We start from the raw sequence: 17816 nt of genomic DNA on the forward strand, positions 1-17816 counted from the left end.
CGGCCCTGACCTCCGCCCCGACCCCGACCTTCCGCCCAGCCCCCGCCCCCAGCCCCCGCCCCGGCCCCGGTCCCGTCCCACATCCCGGACCCTCCCCAAACCGGCTCGCCTACCCACCCCCCTCCTCCCATACGCTTGTCCCGTGACCCCCGTCGAGCTCTCCCACACCGTGCTGCGCGCGGTGCGTCGTGCTGTCGACGAGGGGGAGCTGAGTGTCGCCGTTCCGGTACGGGCCGTGGTTACGCCGCCCGGGCCCGGTGGGTGTGGTGACTACGCCACCAACATCGCCCTTCAGCTCGCCCGGCCGGCCGGCCGGGCGCCTCTCGACGTCGCCCGGATTCTTCGGGACCGCCTTGCCGGGACGCACGGCATCGCCGACGTCACCCTCACCGGCCCCGGCTTCCTCAACATCAGCCTGGGGGAGGACGTGGTCTCCGCCGAGACCGCCCTCGTCCATGAGGTCCTGAACGCCGGCGTGACGTACGGCCACTCCGACATCCTCGCCGGCGAGATCGTCGAGCTGCGGATCCCGTACGACGTCCGGGCCGAGGTCGTCGCCGACGCGCTCACCCGCATCATCGCCACCCAGGGCGGCCGCGCAGAGGTAGAGCACCGTGAACCGGTCAACCTCCGTCCCGTCCCGGCCCCCGAGGACCCCGCCCCGCTCGGCCCCGACGCCGCCCGCTGGGCGCTGCTGCACCCCGCCGCCCACGACCGGCCCCGCATCACCGCCGACCACCTGGTCCAGCGCGAGAGCAACCCGCTCTTCCGCGTCCGTTACGCCCACGCCCGCACCCGGGCCCTCAGCCGTAACGCCGCCCGCCTGGGCTTCACCGCCGAGCCCGGCGACATCCGGCACCCGGAGGCCGCCGACATCCGGCACCTCGAAGCCCCAAACCCCCAGCACCCCGAGTCCCGCGCAGCCCGGCCCTCCGAGCCTGGTGACCTCCGGCCCTCCGAGCCTGGTGACCTCCGGCCCTCCGAGCCTGGTGACCTCCAGCCCTCCGAGCCTGGTGACCTCCAACTCCCCGAGCCCGGTGACCTCCAGTTCTCCAAGCCCGGCGACCCCCGGCACCCCGACCCCCGGCACCCCGACTCCCGGCACCCCGACTCCCGGCACCCCGACCCCCGCCACCCCGACCCCGCCACCCCAAGCCCCGCGAAGCCCGCCACTCCCACCCCGGCGACACCTCGCCCCCCGAGCTCGCGAACCCCCGCCACCCCGAAGCCGCCGCGCTCGTCGCGGCTCTCGCCGACCACCCCCGCGTCCTCACCGCAGCGGCCACCCGCCGTTCCCCCGACCGCCTGACCCGGCAGCTCGTCACCGTCGCCGATGCCGCCCTCGCCTTCCTGCCGACCGTCCTTCCGCGCGGCGACGAGAAACCCTCGGCCGCCCACCGCGCCCGGCTCGCGCTCGCCGAAGCCGCCGGGACGGTGCTGGCCGGCGGCCTGTCCCTGCTCGGCATCGACGCACCCGACCACCTCTAGAAGCCACTGGAGAGGCCACCGACTGGAGTCACTGGACAAGCCCGGCCAGAACAACCACTGGCAAGCCCGGCCGGAACAACTAACTGGACAAGCTCAGCCAGACAACCACTGGCAAGCCCAGCCGGAGCCCCATGGCCGGGGCAATGGACAAGCCCCCAGAGCCCCCAGAGTCACCAGACCCGGCCCCCAGAGTCACCAGACCCGGCCCCCAGCAGCCGACAGAGCAGCCACCAGAAAGTCACGAAGCAGATGAGCCGTTCCGCACACCCCGCCGGGCCCCGGCACGCCGACGTCCTTCCCGAGGGGCACTACTCCGCTCCGCCCGCCGACCTCAACACCCTCGACCCCAAGGTCTGGTCCCAGACGGTCACCCGTGACGGGGACGGTGTCGCGACCGTCGGCGGGATCGACGTCAAGACCCTCGCCGAGCAGTACGGCACGCCCGCCTACGTCCTCGACGAGGCCGACTTCCGGGCCCGCGCCCGTGCCTGGCGTACCGCCTTCGGGCACGACGCCGACGTCTTCTACGCCGGGAAGGCGTTCCTGTCCCGGGCGATCGTGCGGTGGCTGCACGAAGAGGGGCTCAACCTCGACGTCTGCTCCGGCGGCGAACTCGCCACCGCCCTCTCCGCCGGCATGCCCGCCGACCGCATCGCCTTCCACGGCAACAACAAGTCGACGGAAGAGATCACCAGGGCGATCGAGAACGGCGTCGGACGGATCGTCCTCGACTCCTTCCAGGAGATCGTCCGCGTCGCCCACATCGCGCGGGAACTCGGCAAGCGGCAGCGCGTGCAGATCCGTATCACCGTGGGTGTGGAGGCGCACACGCACGAGTTCATCGCCACCGCCCACGAAGACCAGAAGTTCGGCATCCCGCTCGCCGGGGGGCAGGCCGCCGAGGCCGTACGGCGGGCGCTTCAGCTCGACTCCCTCGAAGTCATCGGGATCCACAGCCACATCGGCTCGCAGATCTTCGACATGTCCGGGTTCGAGGTCGCCGCACATCGCGTGGTCGGGCTACTCAAGGACATCCGTGACGAGCACGGCGTCGAGCTGCCCGAGATCGACCTCGGGGGCGGGCTCGGGATCGCGTACACGAGTGACGACGACCCCCGTGAGCCGCACGAGATCGCCAAGGCGCTGACGGAGATCGTGAGCAGGGAGTGCGACGCCGCCAAGCTGCGCACCCCCCGTATCTCCGTCGAGCCGGGGCGCGCCATCGTCGGGCCCACCGCCTTCACGCTCTACGAGGTCGGCACCATCAAGCCGCTCGACGGGCTGCGGACCTACGTCTCCGTCGACGGCGGCATGTCCGACAACATCCGGACCGCGTTGTACGACGCCGAGTACAGCGTCGCTCTCGTGTCCCGCACCTCCGACGCCGAGCCCGTGCTCGCCCGGGTCGTCGGCAAGCACTGCGAGAGCGGGGACATCGTGGTCAAGGACGCGTTTCTGCCGGCCGACCTGGCACCGGGTGACCTCATCGCCGTACCGGCTACGGGTGCCTACTGCCGTTCCATGGCGAGCAACTACAACCATGTGCTGCGCCCGCCGGTCGTCGCCGTCGCCGACGGTGAGTCCCGGGTGATCGTCCGGCGCGAGACGGAGGAGGACCTCCTGCGGCTCGACGTCGGCTGACGTCGGCCGACGTCGGCTGAGCAGAACGACCCGAACTCCGGGAACGGAAGATCTCCGGTCTTCCACCCCCGTACAAATGAAATAGATGTCTCACGATCCGGACGAAGGGCAGAAACTCCCGTCCGGTGAGTGAGACTGGTCCAACCGTAGACGGTATGAGGAAACGAGGTCGGATGATGCGTACGCGTCCGCTGAAGGTGGCGCTGCTGGGCTGTGGGGTTGTCGGCTCAGAGGTGGCGCGCATCATGACGACGCACGCCGCCGACCTCGCCGCCAGGATCGGGGCGCCCGTCGAGCTCGCGGGCGTGGCGGTACGGCGGCCCGACCGGGTCCGCGAGGGCATCGCCCCCTCCCTCGTCACCACCGACGCCACCGCCCTCGTCAAACGCGGCGACATTGATGTCGTGGTGGAGGTCATCGGGGGGATCGAGCCCGCTCGTTCCCTTATCACCACCGCCTTCGAGCACGGCGCCTCCGTCGTCTCCGCCAACAAGGCGCTGCTCGCCCAGGACGGGGCCGCCCTGCACGCGGCGGCCGAGCAGCACGACAAGGACCTCTACTACGAGGCCGCCGTCGCGGGTGCGATTCCGCTGATCCGGCCGTTGCGGGAGTCGCTGGCGGGCGACAAGGTCAACCGGGTGCTCGGGATCGTCAACGGGACGACTAACTTCATCCTCGACAAGATGGACTCCACGGGGGCCGGCTACCAGGAGGCCCTCGACGAGGCCACCGCGCTGGGGTACGCCGAGGCCGACCCGACCGCCGATGTCGAGGGCTTCGACGCCGCCGCCAAGGCCGCCATCCTCGCCGGCATCGCCTTCCACTCGCGTGTGCGCCTCGACGACGTCTACCGCGAGGGCATGACCGAGGTCACCGCCGCCGACTTCGCCTCCGCGAAGAACATGGGCTGCACCATCAAGCTGCTCGCCATCTGTGAGCGGGCCGGGGACGGGCAGTCGGTCACGGCGCGCGTGCACCCCGCGATGATCCCGCTGAGCCACCCGCTGGCCTCCGTGCGCGGCGCCTACAACGCCGTGTTCGTCGAGTCCGACGCGAGCGGTCAGCTCATGTTCTACGGCCCCGGCGCGGGCGGCGCTCCCACCGCCTCCGCCGTGCTCGGCGACCTCGTCGCCGTCTGCCGCAACCGGCTCAGCGGGGCAACGGGGCCCGGCGAGTCGGCGTATGCCGCGCTGCCGGTGTCGGGGATGGGTGACGTCGTCACCCGCTACCACATCAGCCTCGACGTCGCGGACAAACCGGGTGTTCTCGCCCAGGTCGCCACCGTGTTCGCCGAGCACGGGGTTTCCATCGATACCGTTCGGCAGCAGGGCAAGGACGGCGAGGCCTCTCTCGTCGTCGTCACCCATCGCGCGTCCGACGCCGCCCTGGGCGGGACCGTCGAGGCGCTGCGCAAGCTCGACACCGTGCGGGGTGTCGCCAGCATCATGCGGGTTGAAGGAGAGTAACCAGCAATGACCCACCAGTGGCGCGGAATCATCGAGGAGTACCGGGACCGGCTGCCCGTCTCCGACAGCACGCCGGTCGTGACGCTCCGCGAGGGCGGCACGCCCCTCGTGCCCGCGCAGGTGCTCTCCGAGCGCACGGGCTGCGAGGTCCACCTCAAGGTGGAGGGCGCGAACCCCACCGGGTCCTTCAAGGACCGCGGCATGACCATGGCCATCACCCGGGCCAAGGAGGAGGGCGCGCAGGCCGTCATCTGCGCCTCCACCGGTAATACGTCGGCGAGTGCCGCCGCGTACGCCGTGCGGGCCGGCATGGTTTCGGCCGTTCTCGTCCCGCAGGGCAAGATCGCCCTCGGCAAGATGGGCCAGGCGCTGGTCCACGGCGCCAAGATCCTCCAGGTCGACGGCAACTTCGACGACTGCCTCACGCTCGCCCGCGCGCTCAGCGAGAACTACCCCGTGGCGCTGGTGAATTCGGTCAACCCGGTGCGTATCGAGGGCCAGAAGACGGCCGCCTTCGAGATCGTGGACATGCTGGGCGACGCCCCCGACATCCACGTCCTCCCGGTCGGCAACGCGGGCAACATCACGGCCTATTGGAAGGGCTACAAGGAGTACGCCGCCGACGGTGTCGCGAAGCAGACGCCCCGGATGTGGGGCTTCCAGGCCTCCGGCTCCGCCCCCATCGTGCGCGGCGAGGTCGTCAAGGACCCCTCGACCATCGCCACCGCCATCCGCATCGGCAACCCCGCCTCCTGGCAGTACGCGCTCGCCGCACGGGACGAGTCCGGCGGGTTCATCGACGAGGTGACGGACCGTGAGATCCTGCGCGCCTACCGGCTGTTGGCCGCGCAGGAGGGCGTTTTCGTGGAGCCCGCGTCCGCCGCGTCCGTCGCCGGTCTGCTGAAGGCGGCCGAGCAGGGCAAGGTCGACCCGGGGCAGAAGATCGTGTGCACCGTGACCGGAAACGGTCTGAAGGACCCCGACTGGGCCGTCGCCGGCGCTCCGCAGCCGGTCACCGTCCCGGTCGACGCGGTCACCGCGGCCGAGCGGCTCGGTCTCGCCTGAGGGATACCCCTCGGGAGGGGTGCACAGGGGGCTTACGACACGCATCGTGCGCCTCCTGTGCGCCCTATGTCGCCACAGAACCTTCCTTCGATAGGCTGTACCGAACCCGCCCGCTGCATATGCCTCCGCGTATGACGGGTGCCGCGCCGTCCTTGCGGCCCGACGGGTCTTCGTACGTCATCGAATGTCTTCGACAATCACGCAGCTCAAGGAGAGTCATCGAGAGATGGCCGGTCCAGCCTTCCGCGCCGCCGCCGTCAGGGTGCGCGTCCCCGCCACCAGCGCCAACCTCGGCCCGGGCTTCGACGCCCTGGGCCTGTCGCTGGGGCTCTACGACGACGTGGTCGTCCGGGTGGCCGACTCCGGGCTGCACATCGACATCGCGGGCGAGGGCAGCGAGACGCTGCCGCGTGACGAGAACCACTTGCTCGTACGCTCCCTGCGCACCGCCTTCGACCTGCTCGGCGGACAGCCGCGCGGACTCGAGATCGTGTGCGCCAACCGCATTCCGCACGGCCGCGGCCTGGGCTCCTCCTCGGCCGCCATCTGCGCCGGCATCGTCGCCGCGCGAGCCGTGACCATAGGCGGGGAGTCGAAGCTCGACGACACCGCCCTGCTCGAGCTCGCGACCGAGATCGAGGGCCACCCCGACAACGTGGCGGCCTGTCTGCTCGGCGGATTCACGCTCTCCTGGATGGAGGCGGGCGCCGCGCGCGCGATCAGGATGGACGCCGCCGATTCCATCGTTCCGGTGGTTTTCGTGCCCGGAAAGCCGGTCCTCACCGAGACCGCGCGCGGCCTGCTGCCGCGCACCGTGCCGCACGTCGACGCCGCCACCAACGCGGGCCGTGCCGCGCTGCTCGTCGAGGCCCTCACCCGGCGCCCCGAGCTGCTGCTGCCCGCCACCGAGGACCGTCTCCACCAGGAGTACCGCGCACCGGCCATGCCGGAGAGCGCCGCGCTGGTGGAGCGGCTGCGGGCCGACGGAGTCCCGGCAGTCATCTCAGGAGCGGGTCCCACCGTGCTCGCGCTGGCCGACGTCGACAGCGCCGACAAGGTCTCCCACCTGGCGGGCGAGGGCTGGGCGGCCAACCGCCTCGACCTCGACGCACAGGGAGCGATCGTGCTGCCCCTAGCGGCGGCCAGTGACATCTGAAACCGGCGCTTGCCGGATTTCGAGAGGGGGAATGTTTGTTGGATCCGGTAGTGTTAACCTCAAGTCTGCACCCGACCCCACCATGGCGAGGTGCTTCGTGTCCCCGTCCGGGACAGACATTCTTCCGGGAGCCTCCCAAGCCGCACTGTGTTCCGTACGACGTACGCGGGCAGTACCTCGTACGCGGGCGCTGAGCGACTTGCCGGGCACGCTCCGGAATCGGTGCTACCGAGCCACGTGACACTGACACCCGGTGCCACGGCCCAGGCTTTGGTAAGCGCCATCCCAGAAACTCCCTCCGCCTCCATGGGCGGACCACCGCCCCGGCACGGTCCACACAGCAAGGACCGAAGCCGGACAGCACAACCGGTCGCCGAGCCAGACAGGCCGACGTCCGCTCCAGGGAAGGACCCTTCGTGAGCGACACCACCGATCTGATGGGCGCACGTGTCGAGGAGACCGCTGCCGCGCCCGCCACGGACGCCTCCGCGCCTGCCACCGGTGCCGGCTCCCGGCGGCGCCGCGGTACCGGCCTCGACGGCATGGTGCTGGCCGAGCTGCAGCAGGTCGCCTCGGGCCTCGGTATCAGGGGCACCGCGCGGATGCGCAAGAGCCAGCTGATCGAGGTCATCAAGGAAGCGCAGGCTGGGGGTGCCCCCTCTGGGGGAGGTGGTGCTGCCCCGGCGAAGACCGAGGCCGCCACCGAGACCAAGCCGAAGCGCCGGGCCACCTCCAAGGCCCGTACCGGCGACGACGCCGAGAAGAAGGCGGACGCCAAGGTCGAGGCCCCCGCCGAGAAGGCCGTGGCCCAGCAGCAGATCGAGATCCCCGGCCAGCCCGCCTCCGAGGACGCCCCGGCCGAGCGCCGTCGTCGCCGCGCCACCGCCGAGGCGGGTGCCCCGGCCGCGTCGAGCGCCGACACGATCGTCGCCGAGGCGAAGAGCGAGCCGAAGGCCGAGACGCCCGCCCAGGGCCAGCCGCAGGGCGACGCCGGTGACGGTGACGGCCGGCAGGGCCGCCGCGACCGCCGGGACCGCGGCGACCGCGGGCGTGACCGCGGGGACCGCAACGACCGTGGTGACCGCGGCGACCGTCGCAAGAGCGACGACCAGCAGGGCGGCCAGCGCGGTCAGCAGCAGAACCAGCAGCAGGGCGGCGGTCGTCAGGACCGCAACGCGGGCCCGCAGGACGACGACGACTTCGAGGGCGGCCGCCGTGGCCGTCGCGGCCGCTACCGGGACCGTCGGGGCCGTCGTGGCCGTGACGAGATCGGCGGCGGTGCGGGCGAGCCGCAGATCGCGGACGACGACGTCCTGATCCCGGTCGCGGGCATCCTCGACATCCTCGACAACTACGCGTTCATCCGGACCTCCGGCTACCTGCCGGGCCCGAACGACGTGTACGTCTCCCTCGCCCAGGTCCGCAAGAACGGTCTGCGCAAGGGCGACCACGTCACCGGCGCGGTCCGTCAGCCCAAGGACGGCGAGCGGCGCGAGAAGTTCAACGCGCTGGTCCGTCTCGACTCCGTCAACGGCATGGCGCCCGAACACGGCCGCGGCCGCCCGGAGTTCACCAAGCTCACCCCGCTCTACCCGCAGGACCGCCTCCGCCTGGAGACGGACCCGGGCGTCCTCACCACGCGCATCATCGACCTGGTGTCGCCGATCGGTAAGGGCCAGCGCGGTCTGATCGTGGCCCCGCCGAAGACCGGCAAGACCATGATCATGCAGGCGATCGCCAACGCGATCACGCACAACAACCCCGAGTGCCACCTGATGGTCGTCCTGGTCGACGAGCGTCCGGAAGAGGTCACCGACATGCAGCGGTCGGTCAAGGGCGAGGTCATCTCCTCGACCTTCGACCGCCCGGCCGAGGACCACACCACGGTCGCCGAGCTCGCCATCGAGCGCGCCAAGCGCCTGGTGGAGCTGGGCCACGACGTGGTCGTACTGCTCGACTCGATCACGCGTCTGGGCCGGGCGTACAACCTCGCCGCGCCCGCCTCCGGCCGCATCCTGTCCGGTGGTGTCGACTCGACCGCCCTGTACCCGCCGAAGCGCTTCTTCGGCGCGGCCCGCAACATCGAGGACGGCGGCTCGCTGACCATCCTCGCCACCGCCCTGGTGGACACCGGGTCCCGCATGGACGAGGTCATCTTCGAGGAGTTCAAGGGCACCGGCAACGCCGAGCTCAAGCTCGACCGGAAGCTCGCGGACAAGCGGATCTTCCCGGCGGTGGACGTCGACGCGTCCGGCACCCGTAAGGAAGAGATCCTGCTCGCCCCCGACGAGCTCGCCATCGTCTGGAAGCTGCGCCGGGTGCTGCACGCGCTCGACCAGCAGCAGGCGGTCGAGCTGCTTCTCGACAAGATGAAGCAGACGAAGTCGAACGCCGAGTTCCTGATGCAGATCCAGAAGACGACGCCCACGCCCGGCAACGGCGACTGAGCAGCAGCCTTCCGCAGGTCGGCCCCCGTCACAGGAGTGACGGGGGCCGACCTTTTGGCGCTGATAGGAACGGGTGCACTCTCGCGCCCCACCTGTCACCTGTGCCTCGGGGGGAACCTCCTTGTCCACATCCCTGTCCGGCAGCGGTCGTCACAGACGCCGGATGCGTTTCGCCCTGCCCGTCGCCGCCGCCGGTGTCGCCGTGGCTGTGGGAGCCGCGCTGACGGCCGCCTCGGCCAACGCCGCGACCTCCGTGCCCACGCCGACCACCAAGCCCGCGACCAGCTCCGTCTCGACCGCCGAGCTGACCGCGCGCATCGCCGGGGCGCTCGCCACCGACGGCACGGCGGGGGAGACGACGACCAAGAAGTCGGCGCTGAGCTCGAGCACGACCGGCTCCACCGTCAGCCCGAAGGTCGTCGGCGGCACCGACACCGCCATCACCTCGGCGCCCTGGATGGCGCAGCTCTGGTACTACGACGACAACGGCACGACCGACGACACCAGCGACGACGTCGGCTTCTTCTGCGGCGGCAGCGTCGTCTCGCCGACGAAGATCCTCACCGCCGCGCACTGCGTCAAGGACGAGAACGGCAAGAGCTACAACTGGAAGGCGTACGGCGCCGTCCTGACCGGCACCAACCAACTGCCCACCACCGACAGTTCGGGCAGCACGGACCTGCACGGCGGCACCGTCTCGCTGCCCCTGCGGCAGTGGAACCACCCGTCGTACAGCGCGACGACCATCAACAACGACATCGCCGTCATCACGCTGGCCTCGCCGGTCACGGCGACGCCGATCCGCATGACGACGTCCGGCGACACCGCCTCGTACACCGGCGGCACCAGCGCCAAGGTCTACGGCTGGGGCCGGACCAGCTCCACCAGCGACGACATCTCCGACACCCTGAAGTCGGCCACGCTGACCATCCACACCGACGCCACCTGCTCCGGTGTGTACGGCTCCGATTACGTCAAGGGCCACATGATCTGCGCCGGCACGCAGAGCGGCAGCGACACGGCGACCAAGGCCGCCTGCAACGGCGACTCCGGCGGGCCGCTGGTGGTGGGCGGCCGGATCGTGGGCGTCGTCTCGTGGGGCGTCGCGGACTGTGTCGCCAAGGGCTACTACAGCGTCTTCTCCAAGGTCAGCACCTACATCGGCGCGGCCTACGCGAACGTCGACGACGCCAACCTCAGCTACACGGACGGCAAGGCCGACCTGTTCGTGCGCGCGTCCTCCGACAAGGAGGCGTACCAGAAGAACTCCACGGGCAGCTCCTTCGGCGCGCGTCAGTCCGTGGGGTCGTACGCCGGAGTGAACCTCGTCCTGCAGACCGACCTCAACCGGGACGGCTACCAGGACCTCGTGCTGCGCCAGAGCTCCACCGGCAACGTGTACTGGCTGCACTACGTGCCGGCGAGCAGCGCCTGGTCGAAGACGAAGATCTTCAGCGGCTGGACCACCCGCACCCGGATCGTCACCCCGGGCGACCTCACCGGCGACTACAAGCCCGACCTGGTCTCCGTGGACTCCGCGGGCAAGGCGTGGCTCTACCCGGGCAACGGCAACGGCACCTTCGCGGCCCGCAAGCAGATCGGTACGGGCACGGGCTGGAACCAGTACAACACCGTGCGCGGCAAGGGCGACTTCAACGGCGACGGCAAGGCCGACCTGATCGCCCGCAACAAGAGCACCGGCGCGATCTACCTGTACCGCGGCACCGGCAAGGCCGCCGCCCCGTTCTCCGCCCGGGTCAAGGTCCGCACCTGGAGCAACACGACGTACAACGCCTTCGACGCGATCGGGGACGTCAACGGCGACGGCAAGGCCGACTTCCTGGCCCGTACGCCCGGCGGCACGCTCTACCTGTACAAGGGCACCGGTAAGGCCACCAGCGAGATCTTTGCCACAAGGGTCTCGGTCGGTACCGGTTTCAAGCAGTACGACATCTTCGGCTGAAAACGCAGGTGAGCGGGGTTCGTCCCGTTTAGGACATCACGCTCTGTGCCCGACCGTCCACCGGTCGGGCACAGAGCGTTGTGCAACCCTTTCCCGAGTTTCGCCGTCTGACCGGACGGAGCGACGATGGTGCGGTGTCAGTCGCATCGATTCAGGCCTGTCCCTGAAAGCAGGGGGTAACCGACCGGACGAGATTCGAGGAGCACATGTCCGCCGAGAGCACGCCGGAACCCGGCATACCGGGTGAGTCCGGCACCAAGGGCCCGCGCCACCGCGCCAAGGGCCCCCGCAAGACCCGCGACGGGCGTCGCAGGGGCCTGTTGATCACGGCCTGGGTCGCCGCGGGCATCCTCGTGCTGGGCGGCACCGGTGCGGGATACGTGTACTTCAAGCTCAACGGCAACATCAAGAGCGTGGACATCGACTCCGCGCTCGGCACCGACCGGCCCACGAAGGTCGACAACGGCTCCGAGAACATCCTGGTCCTCGGCTCGGACTCGCGGTCCGGCACCAACAAGAAGCTCGGCGGGGGCACCGACGACGGCAGCGCCCGCTCCGACACCGCGATGATCGTGCACGTCTACAAGGGCCACAAGAAGGCCACCGTGGTCTCCATCCCGCGCGACACCCTCATCGACCGCCCCGAGTGCACCGACGCCAAGGGGGCCACCCACGACGCGGCGAGCGGCGTGATGTTCAACAGCGCCTACTCGACGGGCGGCGCGTCCTGTGCGGTGAAGACCGTCGAGTCGATCACCGGCCTGCGCATGGACCACTACCTCGAGGTCGACTTCAGCGGCTTCGAGAAGCTCATCGACGAGCTCGGCGGTGTCTCGGTCACCACGACCAAGGACATCAACGACTCCGAGAGCCACCTGAACCTCAAGGCCGGCACGCACAAGCTCGACGGCGAGCAGGCCCTCGGCCTGGTCCGCACCCGGCACGGCGTCGGCGACGGCTCCGACCTCGGCCGCATCCAGCTCCAGCAGGCCTTCATCAAGGCCCTGGTCAACCAGGTCAAGCACATCGGCGTCTTCACCAACCCGAAGAAGCTGTTCGACCTCGCCGACACCGCCACCAAGGCCGTGACGACCGACTCCGACCTCGGCTCGGTCAACTCCCTGATGTCCTTCGCCAACGGCCTGAAGAGCATCAGCTCCTCGAAGATGCAGATGGTGACGATGCCGGTCCAGTACGACCCGGCCAACCCCAACCGCGTCATCGTCGAGAAGGCCAAGGCCCAGCAGGTCTGGACGGCCCTGAAGAACGACCAGGTGGTACCGAAGGCGGCCACGAAGGGAACGGCCACGGGCGAGGCCAAGGGCGTCGTGACGGCCGGCTAGCGACCCCGGGAACAAACGGCGGTCCACCCCCGTTTTGGGGGATGGCCCCAGTCCTGGCAGACTGGTACGTCGGCTCCGGTTCACGCCTCCGCAATCCGCGGCTGCGACCCGGCGCCCTCCCGAAACTAGGAGACACCTTGAAGCGCGAGATCCACCCCGAGTACGTCGAGACGCAGGTCAGCTGCACCTGTGGCGCGTCGTTCACCACCCGTAGCACGATCACCAGCGGCACCATCCGTGCCGAGGTCTGCTCCGAGTGCCACCCGTTCTACACGGGCAAGCAGAAGATCCTCGACACCGGTGGCCGCGTGGCCCGCTTCGAGGCCCGCTTCGGCAAGGCTGGCGCCGGCTCCAAGAAGTAGCTGGCCCCAATTCGCCGGTCCACGGCCGCGCCCTGTATCAGGCGTGCCGGGACCGGCGTTTTTGGTCGTCCGCCTTCCCTCTCTTTTCGCAGTTCAGGAGCCCAAGATGTTCGAGGCCGTCGAGGAACTCGTCGGTGAGCACGCCGACCTGGAGACGAAGCTCGCCGACCCGTCGGTCCACGCCGACCAGGCCAACGCGCGCAAGCTGAACAAGCGCTACGCCGAGCTCACCCCGATCGTCGCCACGTACCGCTCCTGGAAGCAGACCGGCGACGACATCGAGACGGCGAAGGAGTTCGCCGCCAGCGACCCCGACTTCGCGGCCGAGGTCAAGGAGCTGGAGAAGCAGCGCGAGGAGCTCACCGAGAAGCTGCGCCTGCTGCTCGTCCCGCGCGACCCCAACGACGACAAGGACGTGATCCTGGAGGTCAAGGCGGGCGCCGGCGGCGACGAGTCCGCCCTGTTCGCCGGTGACCTCCTGCGCATGTACCTCCGGTACGCCGAGCGCGTCGGCTGGAAGACCGAGATCATCGACGCCACCGAGTCCGAGCTGGGCGGCTACAAGGACGTCCAGGTCGCCGTGAAGACCAAGGGCGGCCAGGGCGCCACCGAGCCCGGACAGGGCGTCTGGGCCCGCCTGAAGTACGAGGGCGGCGTGCACCGCGTGCAGCGCGTGCCGGCCACCGAGTCCCAGGGCCGTATCCACACCTCCGCGGCCGGTGTGCTGGTCACGCCGGAGGCGGAGGAGGTCGACGTCGAGATCAACCCGAACGACCTCCGGATCGACGTCTACCGCTCCTCCGGCCCCGGCGGCCAGTCCGTCAACACCACCGACTCCGCCGTGCGCATCACGCACATTCCCACCGGAGTCGTCGCCTCCTGCCAGAACGAGAAGAGCCAGCTGCAGAACAAGGAGCAGGCGATGCGTATCCTGCGCTCCAGGCTGCTCGCAGCGGCGCAGGAGGAGGCGGAGCGGGAGGCCGCCGACGCCCGCCGCAGCCAGGTCCGCACCGTCGACCGCTCCGAGAAGATCCGCACGTACAACTTCCCGGAGAATCGCCTCTCGGACCACCGCGTCGGCTTCAAGGCGTACAACCTGGACCAGGTCCTGGACGGCGACCTCGACGCGGTGATCCAGGCCTGCGTCGACGCGGACTCGGCGGCCAAGCTGGCGGCCGCGTAAGCCGCACCTACGCACGACCGAGTACGACACGGAGGACTTGCGTGAACCTGCTGCTCGCAGAGGTGGCACAGGCCACCCAGCGGCTGGCCGACGCCGGCGTGCCCTCGCCGCGCAACGACGCGGAGGAGCTCGCCGCGTTCGTACACGGCGTGAAGCGGGGCGCGCTGCACTCCGTGCAGGACTCGGACTTCGACGCCCGCTACTGGGAGGTCATCGCCCGGCGGGAGCAGCGCGAGCCGTTGCAGCACATCACCGGGCGGGCGTACTTCCGCTACCTCGAACTCCAGGTGGGGCCCGGCGTGTTCGTGCCGCGCCCGGAGACCGAGTCGGTGGTCGGCTGGGCCATAGACGCGGTCCGCGCGATGGACGTCGTCGAGCCGACCATCGTCGACCTGTGCACCGGCTCCGGCGCCATCGCGCTCGCCCTCGCCCAGGAGGTCCCGCGCTCCAAGGTGCACGCCGTGGAGCTGTCCGAGGAAGCCCTCCAGTGGACCCGCAAGAACGTCGAGGGCTCCAGGGTCGACCTCCGTCAGGGCAACGCCCTGGACGCCTTCCGCGACCTCGACGGCCAGGTCGATCTCGTCATCTCCAACCCGCCCTACATCCCGCTCACGGAATGGGAGTACGTCGCTCCCGAGGCGCGGGACTACGACCCCGAACTCGCCCTGTTCTCGGGGGAGGACGGCCTCGATCTCATCCGCGGTCTGGAACGGACCGCACACCGGCTGCTGCGCCCCGGCGGCGTCGTCGTCATCGAGCACGCCGACACCCAGGGCGGCCAGGTGCCGTGGATCTTCACCGAGGAGCGGGGCTGGGCCGACGCGGCCGACCACCCGGACCTCAACAACCGCCCCCGGTTCGCGACGGCCCGCAGGGCGACGCCGTGACCACCCCCCAGACTGTTTCCCGGAAGTACGTGTACGAGGAGGCCCGCTAGATATGGCACGGCGATACGACACCAACGACGCGACGGACCGTACGACGGGTCTGCGCGAAGCCGCGTCCGCCGTCCGCCGTGGCGAGCTGGTGGTCCTCCCGACCGACACGGTGTACGGCATCGGCGCGGACGCGTTCTCCTCGGAGGCCGTCGCGGACCTGCTGGACGCCAAGGGCCGGGGCCGCAACATGCCCACCCCTGTGCTGATCGGCTCCCCGAACACCCTCCACGGTCTCGTCACCGACTTCTCCGAGCTGGCCTGGGAGCTGGTCGACGCCTTCTGGCCGGGCGCCCTCACGCTGGTCGCCAAGCACCAGCCGTCCCTCCAGTGGGACCTGGGCGACACCCGGGGCACGGTGGCCGTGCGGATGCCGCTGCACCCTGTCGCCATCGAGCTGCTGACCGAGGTCGGCCCGATGGCCGTCTCCTCCGCCAACCTCACCGGGCACCCGTCGCCGGAGGACTGTGACGCCGCCCAGGAGATGCTCGGCGACTCCGTCTCCGTCTACCTCGACGGCGGCCCGACCCCGGGCAACGTGCCGTCCTCCATCGTCGACGTCACGGGTCCCGTGCCCGTGCTGCTCCGCGAGGGTGCCCTCTCGCCCGACGAGCTGCGGAAGGTCGTACCAGACCTCGAGGTGGCCAATTGACAGCCCCTGACGCGGGGCGTGGCATAGGCAACGGGGAAAGCGCGGCGGAGATCACGACGACGTTCGTGGGGCTTCCGCGCGACTGCTTCCGCATCCTCCACGTCAGCACCGGCAACGTGTGCCGCTCGCCCATAACGGAGCGGCTGACCCGGCATTACGTCACCCAGCGGCTCGGTGTCCTGGGCGGCTCGGTGCTGGTGGAGAGCGCGGGCACCTGGGGTCACGAGGGCGCGCCCATGGAGGCCAACGCGGAGACCGTGCTGGCCGACTTCGGCGCGGACGCCTCCGGCTTCACCGGCCGTGAGCTCCTCGACGAGCACGTGATCATGGCCGACCTGGTCCTGACCGCGACCCGCGACCACCGCCAGCAGGTCATCTCGATGGGCCACTCGGCGGGCCTGCGCACCTTCACCCTGAAGGAGTTCACCCGCCTGGTCCGCGCGATCGACCCGGCGACCCTGCCCCCGCTGGAGGACGGCGTGGTGGCCCGCGCCCGCGCCCTGGTCCGCGCCGCGGCGGCGCTACGCGGCTGGCTCCTGGCCCCCACCCTGGAGGCCGACGAGGTCTACGACCCGTACGGCGCCCCGCTGACCTTCTTCCGCTCGATCGGCGACGAGATACACCAGGCACTGGATCCGGTCGTCACAGCGCTCACGGGCGTCCCCGCGAGGACGTGACAACCGAGCACCCCATCGGTACCGGGCCTACATTGGTCGTACGTCACCGTCGACGCCCCGGAGCCCACCATGTCGGTCACCCATGCGCCAGAGACCGCCGACGTCCTGCGGCGGCAGGACCCCGAGCTGGCCGAGATCCTGCTCGGGGAGCTCGACCGGCAGTCGACGACGCTTCAGCTCATCGCCGCCGAGAACTTCTCCTCGCCTGCCGTGCTGGCCGCCCTCGGGTCGCCGCTGGCCAACAAGTACGCCGAGGGCTATCCGGGCGCCCGCCACCACGGCGGCTGCGAGATGGTCGACGTCGCCGAGCGGCTGGCGGTGGACCGCGCGAAAGCGCTGTTCGGCGCCGAGCACGCCAATGTGCAGTCCCATTCCGGGTCGAGCGCCGTCCTGGCCGCTTATGCGGCATTGCTGCGCCCCGGCGACACCGTCCTCGCCCTGGGCCTGCCCTACGGCGGTCACCTCACGCACGGCTCGCCCGCGAACTTCTCCGGCCGCTGGTTCGACTTCGTCGGGTACGGCGTCGACGCCGAGACCGGGCTCATCGACTACGACCAGGTCCGTACACTCGCCCGCACCCACCGGCCCAAGGCGATCGTGTGCGGCTCCATCGCCTACCCCCGGCACATCGACTACGCCCTCTTCCGCGAGGTCGCCGACGAGGTGGGCGCCTACCTGATCGCCGACGCGGCCCACCCCATCGGGCTCGTCGCCGGGGGAGCGGCACCCAACCCGGTGCCGTACGCCGACATCGTCTGCGCGACCACGCACAAGGTGCTGCGCGGGCCGCGCGGCGGGATGCTCCTGTGCGGCGCGGAGCTGGCCGAGCGGGTCGACCGGGCGGTGTTCCCCTTCACACAGGGCGGCGCGCAGATGCACACGATCGCCGCGAAGGCGGTCGCGTTCGGAGAGGCGGCAACAGCGGCGTTCACCGCGTACGCCCATCAGGTGGTCGCCAATGCGAGGGTTCTCGCGGCCGGGCTCGCCGCGGAGGGGCTGGTCGTCACGACCGGCGGCACGGACACCCACCTGATCACCGCCGACCCGGCGCCCCTCGGCGTCGACGGCCGCACCGCCCGCGGCCGGCTCGCGGCGGCCGGACTGGTCCTGGACTGCTGCGCCCTGCCGCACGGCGACGCCCGCGGCCTGAGGCTCGGCACGGCCGCCGTGACCACGCAGGGCATGGGCGAGGAGGAGATGGCGTACGTCGCCGCCCTGTTCGCCGGCGTGCTGCGCGGGGAGACCGAGAGCCAGAAGGCACGTGACGAGGCACGTGAGCTGGCCGGTAGATTTCCGCCGTATCTCGGCTGAGCGGGGGTAGGCGCACCTGCGGACATCCTGTGTGGAACCTGGGTACACAGACAGGCGTGCAACCATCGTCGCTACCCGGCAGTCCCCACTGTTATGCGTACGTCGCTAGGGTGTGGGGCTGAGATGG

The 17816-nt window shown here is 70.4% G+C and carries 14 protein-coding genes and 1 pseudogene; all 15 read left to right on the plus strand.

The features are described 5' to 3' along the window. The first annotated feature begins 142 nt into the window (after positions 1–142). The 15 genes and pseudogenes from nrtL (at position 143) to glyA (ending at position 17689) form a co-directional block, all read left to right on the plus strand. The gene (gene nrtL / locus ACQEWB_RS33460) at positions 143–1309 is read left to right on the plus strand and encodes an ArgS-related anticodon-binding protein NrtL (protein WP_432837624.1); all 1167 of its coding nucleotides are present in this window, start codon (positions 143–145) and stop codon (positions 1307–1309) included. Further along, positions 1237–1488: pseudogene (locus tag ACQEWB_RS33465) on the plus strand (DALR anticodon-binding domain-containing protein); the annotation flags it as partial. The gene nrtL and the pseudogene ACQEWB_RS33465, both read left to right, overlap by 73 nt. A gap of 249 nt (positions 1489–1737) precedes the next feature. Further along, entirely contained in the window at positions 1738–3129 is a 1392-nt protein-coding gene (gene lysA, locus ACQEWB_RS33470) for a diaminopimelate decarboxylase (protein ID WP_432837626.1), read from the plus strand. 173 nt (positions 3130–3302) lie between these two features. Further along, positions 3303–4595, plus strand: a complete 1293-nt coding sequence (locus ACQEWB_RS33475; protein WP_432837628.1) for a homoserine dehydrogenase — start codon at positions 3303–3305, stop codon at positions 4593–4595. Between the two features lie 6 nt (positions 4596–4601). Continuing rightward, entirely contained in the window at positions 4602–5660 is a 1059-nt protein-coding gene (thrC, locus tag ACQEWB_RS33480) for a threonine synthase (protein WP_432837630.1), read from the plus strand. 226 nt (positions 5661–5886) lie between these two features. Next, entirely contained in the window at positions 5887–6816 is a 930-nt protein-coding gene (gene thrB / locus ACQEWB_RS33485; RefSeq protein WP_432837632.1) for a homoserine kinase, read from the plus strand. Between the two features lie 416 nt (positions 6817–7232). After that, positions 7233–9263, plus strand: a complete 2031-nt coding sequence (gene rho, locus ACQEWB_RS33490; protein ID WP_432837634.1) for a transcription termination factor Rho — start codon at positions 7233–7235, stop codon at positions 9261–9263. A gap of 163 nt (positions 9264–9426) precedes the next feature. Then, a complete protein-coding gene (locus ACQEWB_RS33495) occupies positions 9427–11226 on the plus strand; it encodes a trypsin-like serine protease (RefSeq protein WP_432837636.1) in 1800 nt (599 codons plus the stop codon). A gap of 206 nt (positions 11227–11432) precedes the next feature. Continuing rightward, a complete protein-coding gene (locus ACQEWB_RS33500; protein ID WP_432837638.1) occupies positions 11433–12569 on the plus strand; it encodes an LCP family protein in 1137 nt (378 codons plus the stop codon). 137 nt (positions 12570–12706) lie between these two features. After that, on the plus strand, positions 12707–12931 hold the full coding sequence (gene rpmE / locus ACQEWB_RS33505; protein WP_432837640.1) for a 50S ribosomal protein L31: 225 nt from the start codon (positions 12707–12709) through the stop codon (positions 12929–12931). A gap of 106 nt (positions 12932–13037) precedes the next feature. Further along, positions 13038–14114: a peptide chain release factor 1 gene (prfA, locus tag ACQEWB_RS33510; protein ID WP_432837642.1), complete on the plus strand. Its 1077-nt coding sequence runs from the start codon at positions 13038–13040 to the stop codon at positions 14112–14114. Between the two features lie 41 nt (positions 14115–14155). Next, entirely contained in the window at positions 14156–15001 is an 846-nt protein-coding gene (gene prmC / locus ACQEWB_RS33515) for a peptide chain release factor N(5)-glutamine methyltransferase (RefSeq protein ID WP_432837644.1), read from the plus strand. A gap of 52 nt (positions 15002–15053) precedes the next feature. Then, the gene (locus ACQEWB_RS33520) at positions 15054–15701 is read left to right on the plus strand and encodes an L-threonylcarbamoyladenylate synthase (protein WP_432837646.1); all 648 of its coding nucleotides are present in this window, start codon (positions 15054–15056) and stop codon (positions 15699–15701) included. Then, positions 15698–16378 (plus strand): protein-tyrosine-phosphatase, encoded by a 681-nt coding sequence (locus ACQEWB_RS33525; protein ID WP_432837648.1) that lies wholly within the window; start codon positions 15698–15700, stop codon positions 16376–16378. Before ACQEWB_RS33520 ends, ACQEWB_RS33525 begins: the two co-directional genes overlap by 4 nt. 69 nt (positions 16379–16447) lie before the next feature. After that, entirely contained in the window at positions 16448–17689 is a 1242-nt protein-coding gene (glyA, locus tag ACQEWB_RS33530; RefSeq protein ID WP_432837650.1) for a serine hydroxymethyltransferase, read from the plus strand. The last annotated feature ends 127 nt before the right edge of the window (positions 17690–17816 follow it).

Origin of the sequence: Streptomyces sp. CA-249302 (assembly GCF_050936785.1) — a bacterium.
Classification (GTDB): Bacteria; Actinomycetota; Actinomycetes; order Streptomycetales; family Streptomycetaceae; genus Streptomyces.

Bases quoted from the DNA above. Each gene is read 5' to 3' on its own strand.
- lysA (WP_432837626.1), top strand. From the start codon at position 1,738: ATGAGCCGTTCCGCACACCCCGCCGGGCCCCGGCACGCCGACGTCCTT.
- ACQEWB_RS33475 (WP_432837628.1), top strand. From the start codon at position 3,303: ATGATGCGTACGCGTCCGCTGAAGGTGGCGCTGCTGGGCTGTGGGGTT.
- thrC (WP_432837630.1), top strand. From the start codon at position 4,602: ATGACCCACCAGTGGCGCGGAATCATCGAGGAGTACCGGGACCGGCTG.
- thrB (WP_432837632.1), top strand. From the start codon at position 5,887: ATGGCCGGTCCAGCCTTCCGCGCCGCCGCCGTCAGGGTGCGCGTCCCC.
- ACQEWB_RS33495 (WP_432837636.1), top strand. From the start codon at position 9,427: ATGCGTTTCGCCCTGCCCGTCGCCGCCGCCGGTGTCGCCGTGGCTGTG.
- ACQEWB_RS33500 (WP_432837638.1), top strand. From the start codon at position 11,433: ATGTCCGCCGAGAGCACGCCGGAACCCGGCATACCGGGTGAGTCCGGC.
- prfA (WP_432837642.1), top strand. From the start codon at position 13,038: ATGTTCGAGGCCGTCGAGGAACTCGTCGGTGAGCACGCCGACCTGGAG.
- ACQEWB_RS33520 (WP_432837646.1), top strand. From the start codon at position 15,054: ATGGCACGGCGATACGACACCAACGACGCGACGGACCGTACGACGGGT.
- glyA (WP_432837650.1), top strand. From the start codon at position 16,448: ATGTCGGTCACCCATGCGCCAGAGACCGCCGACGTCCTGCGGCGGCAG.